Below are 18,608 nucleotides of genomic sequence, written 5' to 3'. Positions count from 1 at the left end.
TACGGTGCATGTCACCAGGGAGGAAAGCGCAGAGTCCGGCCAAGGAACCCGGATGAAATGAGGACAGTGGGAAGCAATTCTGGGCCCATTCCCTCACGGACCCCGATGAGGCGCAACGGCAGAGCCATGGCGCTCTCCCTCATCGATGGCCTCGTCTTCGCGTTCCTCGTCATGGCGATGACCCTCGTGCGATATGACTTCCACATGTATCGCGTCAACGCCCCAGGCATGCTCGTCTGCTCGGCGATCGCTCTGGTCGTCTTCCTCATCGGCGGACCACTGGCGATCTATCGCGGGCGCTATCGTCGCGGATCGACCGATCAGTTCGCCGCTGTCGTCGGCACCGTCGCTCTGGGCGTCGGGCTCATGTGGGTCGCCGAATTCGCCTTCTCCACACGTCTGCTCATCCCGACCAGCGTCCCCATCGCCGCGGGCGCCCTGATGATCGTGGTCAAGAGCCTGGAAAACTGGGTGCGTCGCAATCTGCGCCAGCGCAGACTCACGACCTCGGGCTCATCACGGCCGACCCTGATCGTCGGCGCCGGCAATCAGGGGACCCTCGCCCTCGACATGATCGCCCAGGACACCCGCAACGAGTTCGTCGCCGTCGGCATCCTCGACGACGATCCGGCCAAGCGGCACCTGCGCTACAACGGCATTCGCGTGCTCGGGCCGATCAGCGATATCGCGGCCCAGGTCGACCGCACCGGTGCCGGTGTCGTCATCATCGCCATCGCCGACCTGCAGCCCGAAGAACTCTCCCGGATCGCCTCGAACCTCGAATCCCGGCCGGTCGAGATCAAGATCATGCCGAAGCTCTCGGATTCCGACTACACTCGGCCCGAACCCGATTCCCACGATGTCGCCGACCTGCGTCACCGCGGCTTCCGCGATGTCAGCCTCGAAGACCTCATCGGCCGCCAACCGATCTCGACCAATATCGACGACATCGCCTCGGCGATCACGGGAAAGGTCGTCCTCGTCACCGGCGCCGGCGGATCCATCGGCTCGCAGCTGTGCCGCCAGGTCTTCCGCTTCGACCCTGCCCGACTCGTCATGACCGACCGGGACGAATCCGGTCTGCACGCCACTGAACTCGGACTCGAAGGATCCGCGCTGCTGACCAGCGACGACCTCGTCCTCGGCGATCTGCGCGATCCCGCGTTCATCGACGCCCTTGTGGCCGAAGCTCAGCCGGACATCATCTTCCATGCTGCTGCGCTCAAACATCTGACTTTCTTGGAACGCTTCCCAGAACAGGCCGTGCGCACGAATGTCGGCGCCAGCCTCGATCTGCTCGAAGCCGCGGTGGCCCACGACGTCGAATCCTTCGTCCACATCTCCACGGACAAGGCGGCCGGAGCGACCTCTGTGCTCGGGCGCACGAAGTTCTCGATCGAACGCGCTATCGCCTCCGTGGCCGAAGAGACCGGGCGCCGGTACATGTCCGTGCGGTTCGGCAACGTACTGGGCTCACGCGGTTCGGTGCTCGAGACTTTTGTGGCACAAGTTGCGGCTGGAGACCCCGTGACGGTCACTGATCCCGAAGTGACTCGGTACTTCATGACCGCCGACGAAGCCTGCGAACTCGTCCTGCAGGCGGCCGCCATCGGTGGTCCGGGGGAGACGCTGGTCCTCGACATGGGCGAACCGATCAGGATCGATGATCTCGCCCGACGGGTCATCGTGCTGTCCGGCCGATCGGATGCACAGATCGTCTACACGGGTCTGCGGCCCGGGGAGAAGCTCACAGAAGCGCTCCTGTCGCCGGGTGAGGTCGACGATCGCCCCAACCACCCGCTGATCACCCAGGTCCCGATCATCCCGATCGATCTCGAGGCGCTCAAGGCCCTCGTGGCCGAATCCCGTGATCCCCAGGTATTCACCCACCGCGAGGTGCTCGAAGCGCGACTGACGAGCCTTCTCGACTCAGAACCGCAGGGCGCCGGAGTCGACGACTGATGGACGTGCAACTGCTCGTGATCCTCGTCGTGGCCGCTGTGGTCACGGCCTTCAGCGCACTCATCGCCTTCCCGCTGCTACGCCAAGCGGGGATCGTCGACGTCCCCTCGCATCGGTCCTCACATACGCAGGCGACAGTCCGCGGTGGGGGAGTCGCCATCGGCTGCGGCATCACCGTTGCAACCGTGCTGGCTATGGTCTGGAACATCGCCGAGCATGGGGTCTTCGGACTCGGCGGCATCGTGCTGCCCATCGGCTTCCTGGTGCTCACCTGGTGCTATTCGGCGATCGGGATGAGCGACGACCTCGACTCGCTCAGGCCCGTCGGACGGTTGATCGGCCAGGTTGTGCTGGCGCTGCTGTTCAGCGCAACCATTGCGATGTTCTCCACCCAGGGAATCGCGCACGTGCTGGCCTTCGCCGTCATCGGTGTCGCCACCGTCAATGCGGTGAATTTCGTCGATGGACTCAACGGCTATGTCACGGAATGGGCCGTCGTCACCGGGGGCTGGTTCGCCTTCGTCAGTGCGTGGATCGGGGAGAAGGATGTTGCGCTCCTGGCTCTGACGCTGGCCGGCGCTGCCGTCGGGTTCCTGCCCTTCAACCTCGGTCGGGCCAGGGCCTTCCTCGGCGACACCGGAAGCTACGGAATCGGCGCGGCCGTCTTCGCGCTGGCCGTGTGGCTCTTCGTACAGGGAGTGCCGATCGTCGTCATAATCGCCCCGATGATCTTTGTCTTCTTCGATGTCGGCCTCACCCTGGTCCTCCGTCTGTTCCGTGGTGAGAACATCTTCCTGCCGCACAGGGAACATATCTATCAACGCATCCAGCAGGCCGGTTGGCCGCACAGCTCGGTCTCCCTCTTCCACGCCGCCCTGAGCGTTCTCGCCTGCATTCTCGCCATTCCGACGCTGCTGAGCGGCAACACTGCGACGACGTACCCCGCCCATGTGTTCTGGGTCGTCCTCATCGCCCTCTATGCGCTTCTCCCGCTGTGGCTGAAGCGACGCGCGGAACAGGAGGCGGTGCCCGCATGAGGATCGTCCTGCTCAGCCACTATTACTACCCGGAGGTCGGGGCACCACAGCGTCGCTGGCGGATCCTCGTTGACCACCTGCGCGCGGCCGGCCACCAAGTCATCACCGTCGCACCACACCCGCACTACCCGTACCCCGATCGGGACCGCTTCTTCTCCTCCGGTGTCGGCCGCGGTCGGCGACGGGTCGATGTCAGACTCGGCGGCACCTGGGACACCGGAGTCGACGGCGAGCGGATCCTGCGAGTGCCCTATCTGCACAGTGGTTCGTCGATGGCACGGCAGATGCTCGACCAGGCGGTGTCTGCGGCAGGAGCCATGTCCGCCGTCATCGATCGCCTGCGCGGGAGGATGCGCCCCGATGTCGTCATCTCGACGACCCCGGCCCTGCCTTTCCTGCTGGCCGGCGACACCCTCTCGAGGCTGCTTAAGGTGCCCCATGTCGCCGAGGTGCGCGACGCCTGGCCTGATCTCATCTCGGAGATGAGCCTCGTCACCGGTGCGCTGGGCAAGTACCTGCCGAATAGGCTGACGAGTACCGTCGAACACCGGCTGCTGCCAGACCTGTTCACTCGAGCGCAACGTCGCGCCGCAGTCGTGGTCGTCACCACCGATGGTTTCCGGCGACGCCTCGAGCAGCGGGGTGTGACCGCCGAGGTGGTGCGCAGCGGAGTCTCACCGGCTGAACTCGAAGGCGCCTCCGGGCTGACGGCCACCGGTGCCCTGCCGGTCATTGCCCCGGCCGTGGAGAACCTCAACGAATCTGCATCAGCGACGAGCGCAGATGACCGACATGGACTCAACCTGCTCTATGTCGGCACCGTGGGCCGGTCGCAGGACCTCAGCACCTCGATCCGCGCCCTGGCCCGCACCGAGGGGGTGCGCCTGCGCATCGTCGGCGACGGCGTCGACACGGAAACCCTCAAGGCCGTGGCGGCAGAAGAGGACGCCCCCGTCGAATTTTTCGCCCAGCATGCCGGTGCCGAGCTCGCTGCCCACTGGGCATGGGCCGATGCGGGGCTGGTCAGCCTCAGTCCACTCGAATCCTACGAGTACACGGTCCCGTCGAAGCTCTATTCGCTCATGGCCAGGCAGATTCCGGTCCTCGGGGTTGTCGCCGGCGAAGCAGCCGACATCATCTCCAGCACCTCTGCCGGTGATGTGGCGAGCCCGGGAGACATCGACTCGGTGGCAGCAGCGATGACGTCGATGCGCCAACGCGTCGACGGTGGCCAGACTTTCGGCTTCGAGTCCTCTGCGGGAGAGGAGCCCCGCGACTGGGTCATCCGTCATGCCTCTGCGGCTGCCATGGGACATGCCTATGAGCGAATCCTTGAGCAGGTGGTGTCATGAACTTGAGCTTCCTCGCTCGTCAGATCACGAATGTGGTGGCCACGACCGCCACCCATATCAATGACGACCGCATCTTCTTCGGTATGCAGTTGGCCAGGCGCCTGCCCGCTCCTGCCTCACGACTTGTCGGCCGGACACTCGGCCGAGCCCGCGGCGACGCCGCCCAGGCGGCATCGGCCTGGTTGTTGGGCCGGGAGTCGAAGGCGAAGACCCTCGTGGCGAACTCAGTCTACCCATCGCGTCTGCTCGGTGAGATCGCCCTCAACCTCGGCCTGCTCGATGAGGCCGAGGCCATCGCCGAAGCAGTGCCCGAAGCCGCCGGACTGAGTTCACGCATCTGGTGGACCAGAGGACAGCTCGACCGTGCCATCGACGTGCTTCCCGAAGGAGCGCGTCGGAACCGGTTGGGCGATGAGCGCCTCTGCCTGCAACCGGGCTGGTGGCCGCATGTGACCGACCAGATCACGGCCCGCCCGACCCGGGCCGCTGCGGGACAGACCCAGCATCCTGCGGCTCTGCATGTGTTAACGAACTCCTTGCCGCACACCCGCTCCGGTTACGCCTATCGTTCGCACGCCATTCTCACGACGTTGCAGAGCGCCGGCCATCGCGTGGCCGCGGTAACCCGGCCGTCCTATCCCGTGACTATCGGGCGGGTGAGTTCAGGTCCGGTCGAGACCGTCGACGGAGTCGACTACCTGCGACAGATCCCGCTGCGGCCGTTGCCGACACCGACGGCCCGGCTGGGCGACCAGGCGAGCTGGATCGCTGCCCGAGCGCAGGAGCGTGGGGCCCAAATCCTCCACACGACTACGCACTACGTCAACGGGTTGGCCACCGGTGCCGCAGCCGGCAGCATCGGCCTGCCCTGGGTCTATGAGGTGCGCGGGGTGCTCGAAGAGACCTGGGCCGCCGCCGGTGCTACCCCGGAAGATCGTCAGGCACGCCGGGCGAGCCAACGCTTCGCGCTCATGCGAGCGAAGGAGATCGAGGTTGCCACAGCTGCTGATGCCGTCATCACCCTGGGCGAGACAATGCGTGAGCACCTCATCGCCGGAGGCGTGCCCGCGGAGGCGATCACCCTCATCCCGAACTCGGTGTCCGAAGCCGTGGCCGATGCCGACACCTCACGCACTCCCGCGAAAATGAGGTCTCAGCTCGGCCTGCCCGGGGCCGGTGTCTGGGTGGGAACCGCGGCCTCGATCGTCGGCTACGAAGGCCTCGATGACCTCATCGATGCCGTCATCCTTGCTCGATCCGAGGGCACGGATCTGCGCCTGCTCATCGCCGGCGACGGTGTTGCTCTGCCCGAACTGCGCGAACGAGCGGCTCCGCTCGGCGACAACGCGGTCTTCACCGGACGAGTCTCTCAGGCGCAGGCGATCGACTACCAGCTGGCACTGGATGCCATCGTCGTTCCGCGCAAGGACGAGCCCGTGTGCCGCTTGGTCACCCCGATCAAACCGATCGAGGCGATGGGCCTGGCGCGACCAGTCGTCGTCTCTGATCTGCCCGCCCTGCGCGAGCTCGTGCCCGAAACGGCGGGTCTGAGCGTCAGGCCCGAGGATCCTCGGGCTCTGGCCGGACTTCTCACGGACTTGGCCGACGATGACAGTGCAAGGGAGAATTACGGACAGAACGGGCGCGCACACGTCCTGGCAACACGTAGGTGGAAGGAAATCGGTCGACGATATGGGCAGGTCTACTCTCAACTCATGGGGGCCGATGCGCGATGAGTGAGACGAAGAACCCTCTCGGCCTCAGCAGCATCCCCTCGGTCTCGAGCGAAGGCCTTGTGCCCGTCGGCCGTCGTACCAGTCTGCGCAGTTACCTGGCCGCCCTGTGGAACCGTCGCCACTTCATCATTGCCGAATCCCGAGCGAAGATGAGCAGCTCGACGCGGAAAAACCTCCTCGGCTATGGCTGGCTTTTTCTCAACCCGCTGCTGTCCGTACTCGCGTTCTGGTTCATCTTCGGTTTCATCCTCCAATCCTCGCGCGGCATCGAGAACTTCATCGGCTACCTGGTCATCGGTGTCTTCTTCTTCCAGTTCACCGGCAAGTCGATGACAGGTGGCACCGGCGCAATCCGCTCGGGAGCCTCGATGATCAAGGGCTTCCAATTTCCTCGTGCGGCACTGCCGATCTCCGTTGTCGTTCGGAACTTCCTCGACTTCATCCCCAGTGTCGTCGTCATGGCCATCCTCATCGCAGTCATTCCGCCTGCGGAAGTGATCACTTGGCGCGTAGCTCTCGTCATCCCTGTCATCATCCTGCAGACGATCTTCAACGTTGGACTCGCCTGCTTCTTGGCAAGGGTCGGCCACAAGATTCCTGACTTGACGAACTTCATGTCGATCGTCAGTCGATTCTGGCTCTATGGGTCCGGCGTCTTCTTCTCTATCGAAGATCGCCTCGGCAATCACCCCACGATTCTCGCGGTCATGCAGTTCAATCCCATGCATTCATATCTGACGCTCACACGGAACTCGTTACTCTACGGTGTCGATTCCCCGACTTGGATGTGGGTGATGGGAATCGCGTGGGCGTTCGGTCTGCTCATCGTCGGATTCCTGTTCTTCTGGCGAGGGGAGGAGAGCTATGGCCGATCCTGAGCTCCAAGAACCCAACATCATCGCGGAGAATGTTCAGGTTCGCTATACCGTCAACACCAACGATCCCGGCAACCGAGCGAAAGGATTGCGCCGCATCGCCAACGCGGTGTCCGGGCGCCACGGACAGACCACGGTGCGTGCTCTGCGCGGGGTCAACTTCGTCGCCCGCGAAGGTGAAATGGTGGGTATTGTCGGCGCCAACGGCTCCGGTAAATCAACGTTTCTGCGCAATGTCGCGGGTGTCGAACAGCCTGATCGCGGTCGAATCCTCGTCCGTTTCCAGCCATTGCTGCTCGGAGTCAGCGCTGCTTTGCAACCAGCTTTGTCGGGCAGCGAGAACGTCCGGCTCGGGTGTCTGGCGATGGGGTTGTCGCCTGAAGAGGCAACTGACGCCTTCGACCGAGTCGTCGAACTCTCGGCATTGGGAGCGGCTATCCATCGCCCTATGGGCACGTATTCCTCAGGTATGGGCGCCAGGCTGAGATTTGCCATCGCTTTGGCGGCGCGACCGAAGATCCTGCTCATCGATGAGGCGTTGTCGACAGGTGATGCGACCTTCGCTGAGCGCAGCGAACGCGCTATGGACGAACTGTTGGCCGAGGCTGGCACCGTGCTCTTGGTCAACCACGCTGCGAAAGTGATTCAGGAACTGTGCACCCGAGCGGTGTGGATGCATAAGGGCGAGATTCTCATGAACGGCCCTGCAGAGGCTGTGGCGGAGAAATACCGTTGGTGGGCGTGGAACGTCGCCAAGGGCAAGGAAGACATCGCTGACAAACTCCTCCAGGATGTCGTGAGCAACGCGGTCAAAGAGGAGATCAACATCCTCGAGCCTGAGCTCATCAGGAATCCGATTCCTCGCCACGCCGCACGTCCGGTCAAGGAGACCAGGAAGGGTGCACGGCATATGAGACAGCAGAGGGAGATCGAAGAGGTCGAAGAGACTCCAGCGCCGATGCTCGCCGCGGCCGAATCACAGGTATGGCCGAAGGACTTCGATGCCGAACTGCCGAAGGCGAAGTTCCCCTCCCTGCCGAAACCTGCGTCGCAAGCAGTGAGTGCTCCCCGCATTCACGATGAACCGCCGCCGCTGCGGTTGCGCCCGAGCAGGAACCGAGTCGTCCTGCGTGCGGCCAATCCTGATGATCGGGCATCCTCCGTCGCGGCCTCCGACGACTTCACGGGGCGTAGACTCGCCTCTCGTGCTCGGAAGATCGCCGATGAACGATATGAGAAGCGCGAGCGGATCCGGCAGGCGGAGAGCTCGTCCGCCGCTCACGAGGACAGCTGGCGATGAAGATCGCAATATTCGGATCCTGCGTCAGCCGCGATACTGCCGAATTCATCCCCGAGGCAGAGGTCGTGACTTATGTCGCGCGCCATTCAGTCGTCAGCCTCCAGTCGCCCCATGGGACCAAAGGCACTGATCTCCGCGATCTGACGTCTGCGTTCCAGAAGCGCATGGTCACCAGTGACCTCAAAGGTACCGGGATCGCCCGAATCGTCAAAAATGCAGCAGAGCTCGATGCTGTCCTCATCGACCTCGTCGACGAGCGTCGCGGGTTCTGGCTCTACCCTGACGGTACGACGATGACGAACTCCATCGAGGTCGAATCTTGTGGTGCGGCGCGAAACGCACGCCGCTCAGGTGCTCGTCTGATCGAATTCGGGACTGACGAACACTTCAGGATGTGGAAGTCCGGATTTGACACGCTCATCGCGGGGCTCAAGGAAGCCGGCATTTGGGAACGGACCATCCTGCTCGATATCGAATGGGCAGGCGCCGTCGACGGTGCTCGCCATCCTCAGAACGATGGGCTCTCAAAACTGGGCCGCCAATGGCGAAGGCTGCAGAGGGGTACTCGAGAAGCCGGCAGAGGGCTGACCAAAGGGCATGGTATCGCTCAGGCATGGCAGAGTCTGCGCACGGTCAAACCGACGGAGGCCGAAGACTATGCGGATCGCGCACTGTCCGCGAACGCAGACTACATTCGGTATCGTGAAGAGGCACGATCGCTGACGGCGTCGTCGGTGATGAGGGTAAGCAGTGAAGTCCGAATTGACAAGGATCATAAGTGGGGGCCACAGCCTTTCCACTACCGAGAAGCTGACTATCAGTCGATAGTCGACAGTATTCGGTCGCACGTGAAGCAGAACGGTGGTGAGGCTCCGTGAGCAGACACCCGTGGCGCAAGGCATTGTGGCATCTGCGCAATGGTGGGGTCGAAGGTTTTAAGGATTTCCGCCGGAGAACGAAGTCCGAGGTCGATTCAGCTCAGCGTGCCACAAGCGGGGCGGGCGAGGGTGAAAATACCGATGCCGCAACCTTGAGTGTTGTCATTCCCGCGTTCAATGTGGGCGACCACATCGAAGCATGTTTATGCAGCATCCTGAACCAGAAAGGTGTCTCCCTCGAAGTCCTTATCGTCGACGATGGGTCGACTGATGACACCGTTGAGAAAGCTCGTGCATACACCGACGGAGACTCACGCGTCTCGATCCTCGAAGGAGTAAACGAGGGACCCGCTCGCGCTCGCAATAGGGGAGTCAACGCGGCAAGTGGAAGGTACATTACCTTCGCCGACGCCGATGACGAGGTTCTGGCAGACGCCTACTCAACGATGATCGATTCGCTCGAACGGACGGGCTCCGACGTTGCCACCGGTTCGTACATCCGAATCGGGAAAAGTGGTCGAACGCGTCCTAAGCTCACCGCGCGGGTACATTCGAGACAACGTTTGGCCGTCCGTTTAGACGACATGCCTGAGCTGTTAGAAGAACCAGTCCTGTGGAACAAGGTCTATCGTAGCGATTTCTGGAAACGACATGTCGGCGAAATGTGGGAGTTCGCGAACTACGAAGACCAAGAACCGGTATATCGGGCATTGGTCGGAGCATCGGCAGTCGACGTGCTCACTGATGACGTCTATGCGTGGCGGCTGGCCGACGGTCGCAGCACCCGCTCGCGGCGGAAAGCCAAGCTGACCGACCTGCAGGCCAAGCTCGAAGTCATCGACGCACTGCGTTCTACGCTGGATAATGCTCCCAAGCACGTCCTCGAACACGCTTACTCCATCTGGATGGGCACCGACCTGGCCATGCACGCGGAGTTCTTAGACACCGCGAACAAGCGATTCCGGAAAACACTGTGCGCTGCCGCGAACGACATGAAGAAAACGATGCCCCGAGGCGCGTGGAAGCTCATTCCGGCGCAGGAACGACTCTTTATGTGGATCGTGGCCGCCGGACGTTTAGACGACATCGAAGAGATCCTCGGAACTCGGGCTGAAGAGACGCGATCCGTGCCGCTCGAGTACGTCGAAGGTCGATGGGTCGTCGTTCCCACCTACCTCGAGCGACTTGAGACGAAGGTGCCGAAGCGCCTAGTGCGAGCGAGGGATGTCGACTTCGCCCCCCAAATGAAGATCAGGAACACACGGTGGGTCGATGAGCAGGTCATCGAGCTGCAGGGATGTGCGTACATTCCTGGCATCGACCCGAGCAAGGTCGACGTGCGCATCCACGGCGTCATGGACGGAGCGGTCGTCGTTGACGAGGCCGTCGAACACGTCAATGACAATCGGGTGGATCTCGAAGTCGGCGACCCCTGGAGAAGCTATAGCCAGGGTGGTTTCCGAGCTAGGATCGACCTTTCCGGGCTTGACGATCTCTCTCCCCGGGGCATTGCACTCGTCGGACGGTTCGGCATCAACGACGCGCAGTTCCACGTACCTGCGCGGTCGACTGCGGTCGTGGGCATGATTGTACCAAGCCCGGTCCTCGACAACTGCAGGGTCACCCTGATCGCCGATGAGCATGATGAACTATCCATCCAGTCCGTGAGGATGCCGGCGCGTCCCGTCCTGGCCAAACAGGTGAGTTGTCGTGGACGAGACGTAACGATCACATTGGACGGTTTCCTCGACATCAAGAATCTCACGCTGCGTGGAGCGGGCATGACTACCACGCTAGCGGCACAGGGAAGGTCCATCTTCACGGGCACACTGCCTGAATTGCCGGAGAGGTATAGCGCGGGCGGCGAACGATTGTGGTCGGTCCTGGCGCGGACGACCGAAGATCAAACTGTTCCTGTTCACCATGTTTCAGTCGACTACATGATTCCGGACACCTCATGCGTGAGACTGTCTCCGAACCTTGCTGGAGCTGTACACCTCAGCCAGCGGTTTAGACGCGTCAGCATCACGGGCGCCGCCAATGATCGAGACCGCCTTCTACTCACCGGAAGAATTGACCCGCCTGCCAACCTTGAAGTCGTTCTCCGATCATCGGAGCAGACAATTGTCGCGGAAGAGTATTCACGTCATACCGACGGCAACTTCACCGCCGTCTATGATCTCACGACCACCGGAGCGGAAGGCGGAAAGATCGCGTCGATGTCCGGAGGATACCACGTCCGTTTCGGCAAAACAGCCGAAACCGCCGAAGGTTGGGCGCGAGCGGCAGATAAGCTTGCCACCCGACCGGTCGACTGCTTCACCGAATGGAACACACTCAGAGTGGAGGCTCGACCGTCCGAGTCCGTTGCTATTACGGCTTCGCCCCCATGGTCAGCCAAGGAGAGAACCAAAGTTGGCCGTTTTGCGTTACGTACACACGACTGGGGACCGCTACAGCCAGGTATTGTCTTTGAGTCGTACAACGGCAAATCGACGAACGACAATCCACGAGCACTCTTTGACGTCATTCGGGCAGAACGCGCCGATATACCCCTCTATTGGTCGATTCGTGATCGGCGAGTGGACGTGCCAGAAGGCGGAATCCCGGTCGTTGAAGGTACAGCGGACTGGCACCGAGCTCTGGCTACAAGCCATGTCTGGATCAACAACAATAATTTTCCCTACTATGTGCGGAAACGTCGTGGCCAGTTTTATTTGCAGACATGGCACGGAACTCCAAATAAGCGGCTACTTCTGGACATTCCACGGCATCTAGTACCGCTCAGTTATCGAAGGTTGATGATGACCGAGGTTGCACAGTGGGATCTGTTGCTTGCAACAAATGAACGGTCCGCGTCTTGCCTAAGGCGGTCGCTTGGCTATCAAGGAAAAATCCAACTAATAGAATATCCCAGAAATATTAGGATATTCGATAGTGGCCCCCATGCAAGAGAAATAAAACGACGTATGGGCCTGGAGGAGGCGAAACCTACCATTCTATATGCGCCGACGTGGAGAGCCCGGAAAAGCAGTAACAACAAAAAAGAGGAACTAACTCTTGAGCAAGATATAGAGACTCTTGCTCAGCAGGTTGATGCAAATATTTTAGTTAGATCACATCATATGGTCAGCTTAGCCCTAACAGGGATCAGTGGAATAGTGCAAGTGTCAACAGAGCCGCATGTCGAAGAATTAATCGCTGTATCAGACCTGCTCGTAACCGATTATTCATCGATTTCTCACGATTATGCGTTAACCGGCAAGCCAATAGTCATTTACGCTCCGGACGAACATCTGTATAGACGTGAACGGGGTTTGTACCAAAAATGGACGCCCTCAAGCTCGGTCAGAGTAACCCGGAGTTTGTCGGAATTAGTATCCGAGGTGCAAAGAATATCCGTGGACTGCAATCAAGGCTATGAATCCGTTTCCACTCAAACAGTTTCAAGAATACGGCAACAAGTTGCGCGAATTTCCGAGGCGATCATTCGAGTGGCGAGCGGAGTCGCGAAAGAATGCGATCACTCAGAGTTGATGAATCCATATAGGGGATAACACAATTTGTATTAATGTAAACGGCTCACGCCAGAACGGCAGTGGCAATGTAAATGCGTCACTATGGATAGATCTAACAGCAATTAAAAGCTTTAGAGGCAATTGATTTTAGAGGGAGACATGAGAGACAAAGTTGTTCGCATTTGGAAAGAGTTCGCACCGGAAAGCACCCGTCGCACGTTATTTCACGCGCGAAAGAGACTCCTTGCACAGTTAAAATCAGCGCAGAACGTCGTCGAACATGGCGACATTCAGCAGCAAGAAATCACCAGTATGGTGTCTATAGTGGTGCCCGTTTATAGGGTTGAGCAGTACCTCGAAGCGTGCGTTAACTCTCTTCTGACTCAAAGTTACAAGAACGTAGAAATCATACTAGTCGATGACGGTTCGCCTGACCGCTGCGGTGAAATGTGCGATTCCTACGCTGCTGCTCATCCTGCAAACATACGAGTACATCATCAACCTAACGGCGGACTTTCCAACGCTCGAAATAATGGGTTGAAAATCGCTACTGGGCAATACGTGATGTTCGTCGATTCCGATGATATTCTTCCGCGCGACGCGCTTCAGAATTTGGTGACGGCGCTGATTGACCATGAGGCGGACATTGCTACTGGTAATGTCAAACGATTTAAAGGCAGCAGAGAATGGCAGGCTTGGAACCAAATGTATTCTCATGCGTACAGTCAAACCTGGGACGGCGAGAGTACGGCAAGCGTTTCTGAACTGATCACGCTTAAACAGGCTCCTGAGCTGCTGTTCGACACCACAGCTTGGAACAAGCTGTTCAATAGAAGGTTTCTCTTGGAATCGAAGGTGCGATTTCCTGAGGGAAAACTCTATGAAGATATGTTGCCGATGGCGCAGCTCTTCATTGCTGCTGACGGAATAGTCAAAATTCCGTCGGTTGTCTATATGTATAGGGAGCGTGAAGATAATAGCTCTATCACTCAAAAACGCGGACAGCTTCAAAACCTCTCTGACAAGATGGAGATGGTAGGTAAAATTGGAGAAGAACTAATCCGTTCGGGCGCGACGAGAGATCAGCTTGATACACTGTATTTCAAAGTGCTGGAGGGCGATTTAGCGGTGTATTCGCCGCATCTTGGAACTGATACAGAGTTCGACCAACTATACCTTGCCGAACTTGAACGATACTGGAGTCTCAGCTCACAACAGGCAAAACTGGCGCTCGCTCTTGACCGGCGTGCTCTATATTATTCACAGCTGTATTCGGGGAACCCACTAGACGGCGAACGTGAAGCGGCTTGGGTTTCGACCAACTTTCACCTGTTGCCACTTATGATGACTGAAGGTGTCTTGCTAGTTGACGCGTCGTGGGCACCGAACCGCCTGGTGGCTCTAGGAGACCACCAGCTATTGGACATGAGTAGGTATGTCAACCTAAAACAAGTCGTGACTGATGCGTACATCCAAGGAGGGCGGCTACGAATCGAAGGTTTCGCTTTCCTGGACCACATACCCGATGGATATCCGCAGGAGCTCTCTTTGTCTTTGGCAACACCAGAAGGCTCGACTGTGGAACTACCGTATAAACGTTCAGTGGATGCAAGGGCAAATGGGTATTGGGGATCTGGTAACGCTGACCGTTCAGGAGACGCCTTCGTTGTAGACATCTCAATTGACGAGTTGGAGAGTGAGTTGACGACGACTTGTGAGTTGGGGATGGAGTATGAACTAGTAATCAGCGTTCGTTCAGGAAGTTATGAGAAATCTTCTAAAGCTATCGGCTATTGGCGCGGAGGTCGCATCCGTCGTGGTGAACTGGCTCAGACCACGAATGGGGACATCGTTCAGGTTCCTTGGCAACCTTGGGGCAAACCGCTCCATTTGCGAGTGAGCAAACCGCGCTTCATGCTTGAGAGCATTCGTCAGAACGCCGACTACGTCGTTATACGGTTTAGAAATGATTCAGATAGCCAAGTCGAGGCGGTAGACGCAGTTCGATCCTGGGACGATTACCAAATTCGGATGGAGCGCGTACAAGACCTCGGGGGCAACGTGCTCGAATTTAAGACTGACATAAGCCGTGCTCCCCAGCGGCGGAAGGCGGGGGGTAGCTCGAACGTGTGGCGATTCGAGGTACGTACTGAAGACACGACGCAACCCGAGAAGATAATGAGTTGCGCGGAAACAAGCAGATCGACAGATACAAGCGACTCCTGGACACCTCGGACAAATTCTGTTGCTACAGCCTTATGGCACGATAAAGTCGCACTCCTAGAAGTCAACGATATTCAACCAACAGAACGCGGCTACGTACTTAGAGGCACTGGAATACTGGAGCCTGGCGCAGCGTTCACCGCCGAGATGTGGAGTGACCGAGGTGCTGTCCATCGAACGACCACAATCCACCAGTCGGGTTCGGGAAGATTTGAGATAATAGTTGAGTGTGTAGAGTCAGGGGAAGCGTCTTTAGTCTCTTGGGCGCCTGGAGAATATCGATTCCGCCTATACCAGTCTGGCACCTCAAACACTGAGTATCGAATTAGGGCAGGTAGCTACTTGCTTGATTCTCTCCCCCAAGAAGATTTCAATTCAAAATATATCGGTCGCTGGCACATTATTTCTGATACATGGGAGCTGGCTCTAGGCATCTCGGCCCCTTTACACGATTTTGAGCGGGGCCGTTACAATGATCTCCGGATGCGAGCCCATTGGGCGCAGAAGACCGATGATGAGGTCCGCCCAATAGATGCTGTGGTGTTTTCAGCAGATATGGGTAGCTCCGCCGCAGATTCTCAATTGGCAATCCTTAAAGAAATGATTCGAAGAAATCTGCAGTTGGAGTATCGCTGGGCAGTCACCGATTTCTCCGTCGAGGTCCCACACGGCGCAGTCCCATTGCTTCGTGGCAGCGAAGAATGGTATAAGTACTTGTCCTCGTCGCGTATAATCATAAACAACTACGGAGGTATCGCGGGCTACGGAAACCGCCGATACCAACGGTATTTGCAAACATGGCATGGAACTCCTTTGAAGCATATTGGAAATTCTGAATTTCGAACTAACCCGCGCGAATATTCGAAACGGGCGCTCGTTGCGCAGACGGAGGCGCAAGAATGGGACTGGTTCGTTTCGCCAAATCCATTCATGAGTCGTTTAATCCCTGAAGAGCTGTTTTATGATGGCGATATCATCGAATCCGGATACCCTCGCAACGATGACCTTGCGTCGGCATCCGAAGATACAAAGAAGGTTTGGAAAAGTCGTTTAGGTATCGACCCAGATAAGAAGGTCCTCCTATATGCACCGACATTTAGAGATGTGTCGGCCAAAGGATTTTCGAGCCCCCTGGTGTCGGATCTTGACCTTGAAACAGTTGCGCAATCGCTAGGAGAGGATTGGGCAATTGTACTCAGGGGCCATTCGTTTAATGCTCGCAACGATGACAAAGACCGTTCATCGGTTTCGGTCATTGACGCTACGAAGCACCCAAACATCAATGACCTCATTTTGGCTTCCGATCTCCTGGTCACGGACTACTCATCCGTTATGTTCGACTATTTGGTCACAGGGCGCCCGATCGTCTATTATGTGCCGGATCTTGAGGAGTACTTGGCGAATCGAGGGATGTATCATGACTATGAGGATGTGCTTGCCGGCGAGATGGCCCGAAATCAGGATGAGCTGGTGGGTTTGGTGAAACTCGCATTGGACCCAGCTATGGTCGCTGCGCATTCCGCAGCCTATTCGCGGCAGCGAGCGCGATTTGTGCCGTGGGACGATGGTCGAGCTGCGGCGCGGGTTGTGGACCGGGTGCTAATGGATACCGAAAGGGTGACCGATTGATGAAAGCCGTAGTTTTGGGCGATATTGGATGGAAAGAGCTTTATCACCTAGGCGATGAGGCAATGACTGAAGTCGCCGTCTCAGAGCTTCAGGAGCGTGGATTCGAGCCCACACTTGTTGCAGGTGACCCGGACGTTTCCGCGAAAATGTATGATGTTCCCGCCGTCGGACGGGTGGGCTTCTGGTCAAAAGAAGACCGTTCTCAGCATAAGAAGAGGCTTGGGAGGCTGGGAAAGGTTCTGGACGGACCTGAGGGGGATTATACAGACATTGTTAAAGCTGTACGTTCAGCCGATTTAACAATCATCGCGGGAGGCGGTAATCTTAACGACCAGCTACCTAGCCATGTCTATGAGCGATTGGCATTCAAAAGAATCGCAGAAAAATTCTCGAAGCCTCTTGTGGTGAGCAGCCAAACTGTCGGACCTAACTTGTCCGGCGAAATGCGTGACGCGGTAATAGAAATTGCGGATTACGCACGCGTGTTTGGATGCAGAGACGCGTCGAGCGTAGGACTCGTAAGATCTCTGGTCAAGGATCGTCACCGAGTCTATCGTCAAGTGGATGATGCTGCGGTCCTTGTCCCGACGTCCGACGAGTCACGCGAGGCCAGGGAGCTGTTAGCCGACTATACCGACGATGGCCCTTTTGCAGTGGCTGCATTTACCTCTCATGTAGGTACCAGTGACTTCTCCAAGACGGAATATGTCCATGCGCTTGCGGATATTTGCCGTCAGGTCTCTGAGAGATGCGGCGTTAACGTTCTGTTGACCCCTCATGTAGGTTCGTTTACCCGCGGAAACGAACGTGATGATCAGGTAGTACATGCTAATATCGAAAAGCTTGCTCAAGGTCCGAAGTCCCGTGTTTACTCGTTACCTACGTTAAAGGCTGGAGTGGCGGTCGCTCTCACCCGGATGGCAAGTCTTTCCTTTTCGACCCGCTATCATCCCGCAGTGTTTGCTCTAGCCGCGGGCGTTCCCCACGTTGGATTAATCCAGTCATATTATTCTAGTGTAAAAGTGCGGGGAGCTTTGTCGAATTACGGTCTGAGCTGCTATGGGGTTCCATTTATTAGCAAGGCCGATATGGTGAGTGCGATCGTTTCCTGTTTTGAACGTTCGCGCACTGTTTCTAATATGGCTAAAGCGGGACAGGAATATCATGCGAACTTTCAAGAAAAGTGGTGGGACTTTATTTGCTCTAATGTTGAGAGGGGTGCCGACTCGTCATATCTACCAGCGTTCTCCTGTCAACAGGAGTATGCTATATCTGAAGAATGGAGCGTTAGGGTTGAGGGTCAGCTTCCTTTGTTCGAGAGTTTGTCTGTCGCCAGACGTTAATAGGTTTGAGTAGAAGTCAGGGTATTGTTGGCGATGTAATATTCTGGCTCGACTGGTGTCGAAAGAGCTTTTTCAATTCGGTGAATTAGAGCACGGTGGCGCTAGCGTGACTCTCCGGATCTGGGTTGGCCTCGGATGATTCATTTCATTCAGTGTCAAGTAGCAAGAGGTGCCTTCGCCTCGTAGAAGACCCCGTCCGTGACCAACGCGATCGGCAAGTTAAACAGGCGACGAGCCAGGCACATTTCGTCTGCATTGTGCCGGTTCCCTTCACCTGACTTGGACAGGTAGATGAAGCTTTCGGTGGCTCGGGACTGATGCACGGATTGGTGACATCTGATCTGGCTAGTTCACAGGCAAGCCTGGATGGATAGGCGCCATGCCCTAGCCCTACCCGAAAGAGTTCCGCGGCGACGTCGTCTGTGTGGCTTTGAACCGCGACGAGAAGACCACGATCGCCCAGACGCGAAGGTCTTCGGCATTCACGAAGGCACCATCGCGAAATGGCTCCGCCAAGCAGACATCGATGCCGGCAACAAACCCGGCAACACCACCGACGGATCCTCAGAGCTGCGGGAGATGTGTGTAGGGAAGTGGTTTCCGGTAGCGGAACCTGTCAACCTTTTTGGGCTCATCGTAATTGAGAGTGTAGAACCGGTCTGAAGCCACCGGACTCGAGCAGACACCTCGCGATGTAATGCGTGAGGTTGCGGAATCCCAGCGCGGACCCGCGTAGATGCTCGAGTCTGCCGTTG

At 58.0% G+C, this 18,608-nt stretch carries 10 protein-coding genes; all 10 read left to right on the top strand.

The window, feature by feature from the left end:
• Window positions 1-105 precede the first annotated feature (105 nt).
• The 10 genes from EB836_RS17345 (at window position 106) to EB836_RS17300 (ending at window position 17,853) form a co-directional block, all read left to right on the top strand.
• The gene (locus EB836_RS17345) at window positions 106-1,962 is read left to right on the top strand and encodes a nucleoside-diphosphate sugar epimerase/dehydratase (RefSeq protein WP_167854507.1); all 1,857 of its coding nucleotides are present in this window, start codon (window positions 106-108) and stop codon (window positions 1,960-1,962) included.
• Complete coding sequence (locus EB836_RS17340; protein ID WP_135542654.1) at window positions 1,962-2,999, top strand: glycosyltransferase family 4 protein; 1,038 nt, start codon at window positions 1,962-1,964, stop codon at window positions 2,997-2,999. Before EB836_RS17345 ends, EB836_RS17340 begins: the two co-directional genes overlap by 1 nt.
• Entirely contained in the window at window positions 2,996-4,351 is a 1,356-nt protein-coding gene (locus tag EB836_RS17335; RefSeq protein ID WP_135542652.1) for a glycosyltransferase family 4 protein, read from the top strand. The genes EB836_RS17340 and EB836_RS17335 overlap by 4 nt, the downstream gene beginning before the upstream one ends.
• Window positions 4,348-6,087 carry a glycosyltransferase family 4 protein gene (locus EB836_RS17330; RefSeq protein ID WP_135542650.1) on the top strand — a complete coding sequence of 580 codons (1,740 nt, stop codon included), beginning with the start codon at window positions 4,348-4,350 and terminating at the stop codon, window positions 6,085-6,087. The genes EB836_RS17335 and EB836_RS17330 overlap by 4 nt, the downstream gene beginning before the upstream one ends.
• Window positions 6,084-6,965 (top strand): ABC transporter permease, encoded by an 882-nt coding sequence (locus EB836_RS17325; protein WP_135542648.1) that lies wholly within the window; start codon window positions 6,084-6,086, stop codon window positions 6,963-6,965. Before EB836_RS17330 ends, EB836_RS17325 begins: the two co-directional genes overlap by 4 nt.
• On the top strand, window positions 6,952-8,262 hold the full coding sequence (locus EB836_RS17320; protein ID WP_135542646.1) for an ABC transporter ATP-binding protein: 1,311 nt from the start codon (window positions 6,952-6,954) through the stop codon (window positions 8,260-8,262). The genes EB836_RS17325 and EB836_RS17320 overlap by 14 nt, the downstream gene beginning before the upstream one ends.
• The gene (locus EB836_RS17315; RefSeq protein WP_135542644.1) at window positions 8,259-9,140 is read left to right on the top strand and encodes a DUF6270 domain-containing protein; all 882 of its coding nucleotides are present in this window, start codon (window positions 8,259-8,261) and stop codon (window positions 9,138-9,140) included. Before EB836_RS17320 ends, EB836_RS17315 begins: the two co-directional genes overlap by 4 nt.
• Window positions 9,137-12,697 (top strand): CDP-glycerol glycerophosphotransferase family protein, encoded by a 3,561-nt coding sequence (locus EB836_RS17310; protein ID WP_135542642.1) that lies wholly within the window; start codon window positions 9,137-9,139, stop codon window positions 12,695-12,697. Before EB836_RS17315 ends, EB836_RS17310 begins: the two co-directional genes overlap by 4 nt.
• Before the next feature lie 120 nt (window positions 12,698-12,817).
• Window positions 12,818-16,510 (top strand): CDP-glycerol glycerophosphotransferase family protein, encoded by a 3,693-nt coding sequence (locus tag EB836_RS17305; protein WP_135542640.1) that lies wholly within the window; start codon window positions 12,818-12,820, stop codon window positions 16,508-16,510.
• Complete coding sequence (locus EB836_RS17300; protein WP_135542638.1) at window positions 16,510-17,853, top strand: polysaccharide pyruvyl transferase family protein; 1,344 nt, start codon at window positions 16,510-16,512, stop codon at window positions 17,851-17,853. The genes EB836_RS17305 and EB836_RS17300 overlap by 1 nt, the downstream gene beginning before the upstream one ends.
• Window positions 17,854-18,608: the final 755 nt, after the last annotated feature.

Origin of the sequence: Brevibacterium sp. S111, from assembly GCF_004745075.1 — a bacterium.
GTDB lineage: Bacteria > Actinomycetota > Actinomycetes > Actinomycetales > Brevibacteriaceae > Brevibacterium.
The sequence above is the reverse complement of the archived record's forward strand: the minus strand, read 5'-3'. Positions and strand labels throughout refer to the sequence as shown.

Coding starts and splice junctions, on each gene's coding strand:
- EB836_RS17345 (WP_167854507.1), top strand. CDS start 106: ATGAGGCGCAACGGCAGAGCCATGGCGCTCTCCCTCATCGATGGCCTC.
- EB836_RS17340 (WP_135542654.1), top strand. CDS start 1,962: ATGGACGTGCAACTGCTCGTGATCCTCGTCGTGGCCGCTGTGGTCACG.
- EB836_RS17335 (WP_135542652.1), top strand. CDS start 2,996: ATGAGGATCGTCCTGCTCAGCCACTATTACTACCCGGAGGTCGGGGCA.
- EB836_RS17330 (WP_135542650.1), top strand. CDS start 4,348: ATGAACTTGAGCTTCCTCGCTCGTCAGATCACGAATGTGGTGGCCACG.
- EB836_RS17325 (WP_135542648.1), top strand. CDS start 6,084: ATGAGTGAGACGAAGAACCCTCTCGGCCTCAGCAGCATCCCCTCGGTC.
- EB836_RS17320 (WP_135542646.1), top strand. CDS start 6,952: ATGGCCGATCCTGAGCTCCAAGAACCCAACATCATCGCGGAGAATGTT.
- EB836_RS17315 (WP_135542644.1), top strand. CDS start 8,259: ATGAAGATCGCAATATTCGGATCCTGCGTCAGCCGCGATACTGCCGAA.
- EB836_RS17305 (WP_135542640.1), top strand. CDS start 12,818: ATGAGAGACAAAGTTGTTCGCATTTGGAAAGAGTTCGCACCGGAAAGC.
- EB836_RS17300 (WP_135542638.1), top strand. CDS start 16,510: ATGAAAGCCGTAGTTTTGGGCGATATTGGATGGAAAGAGCTTTATCAC.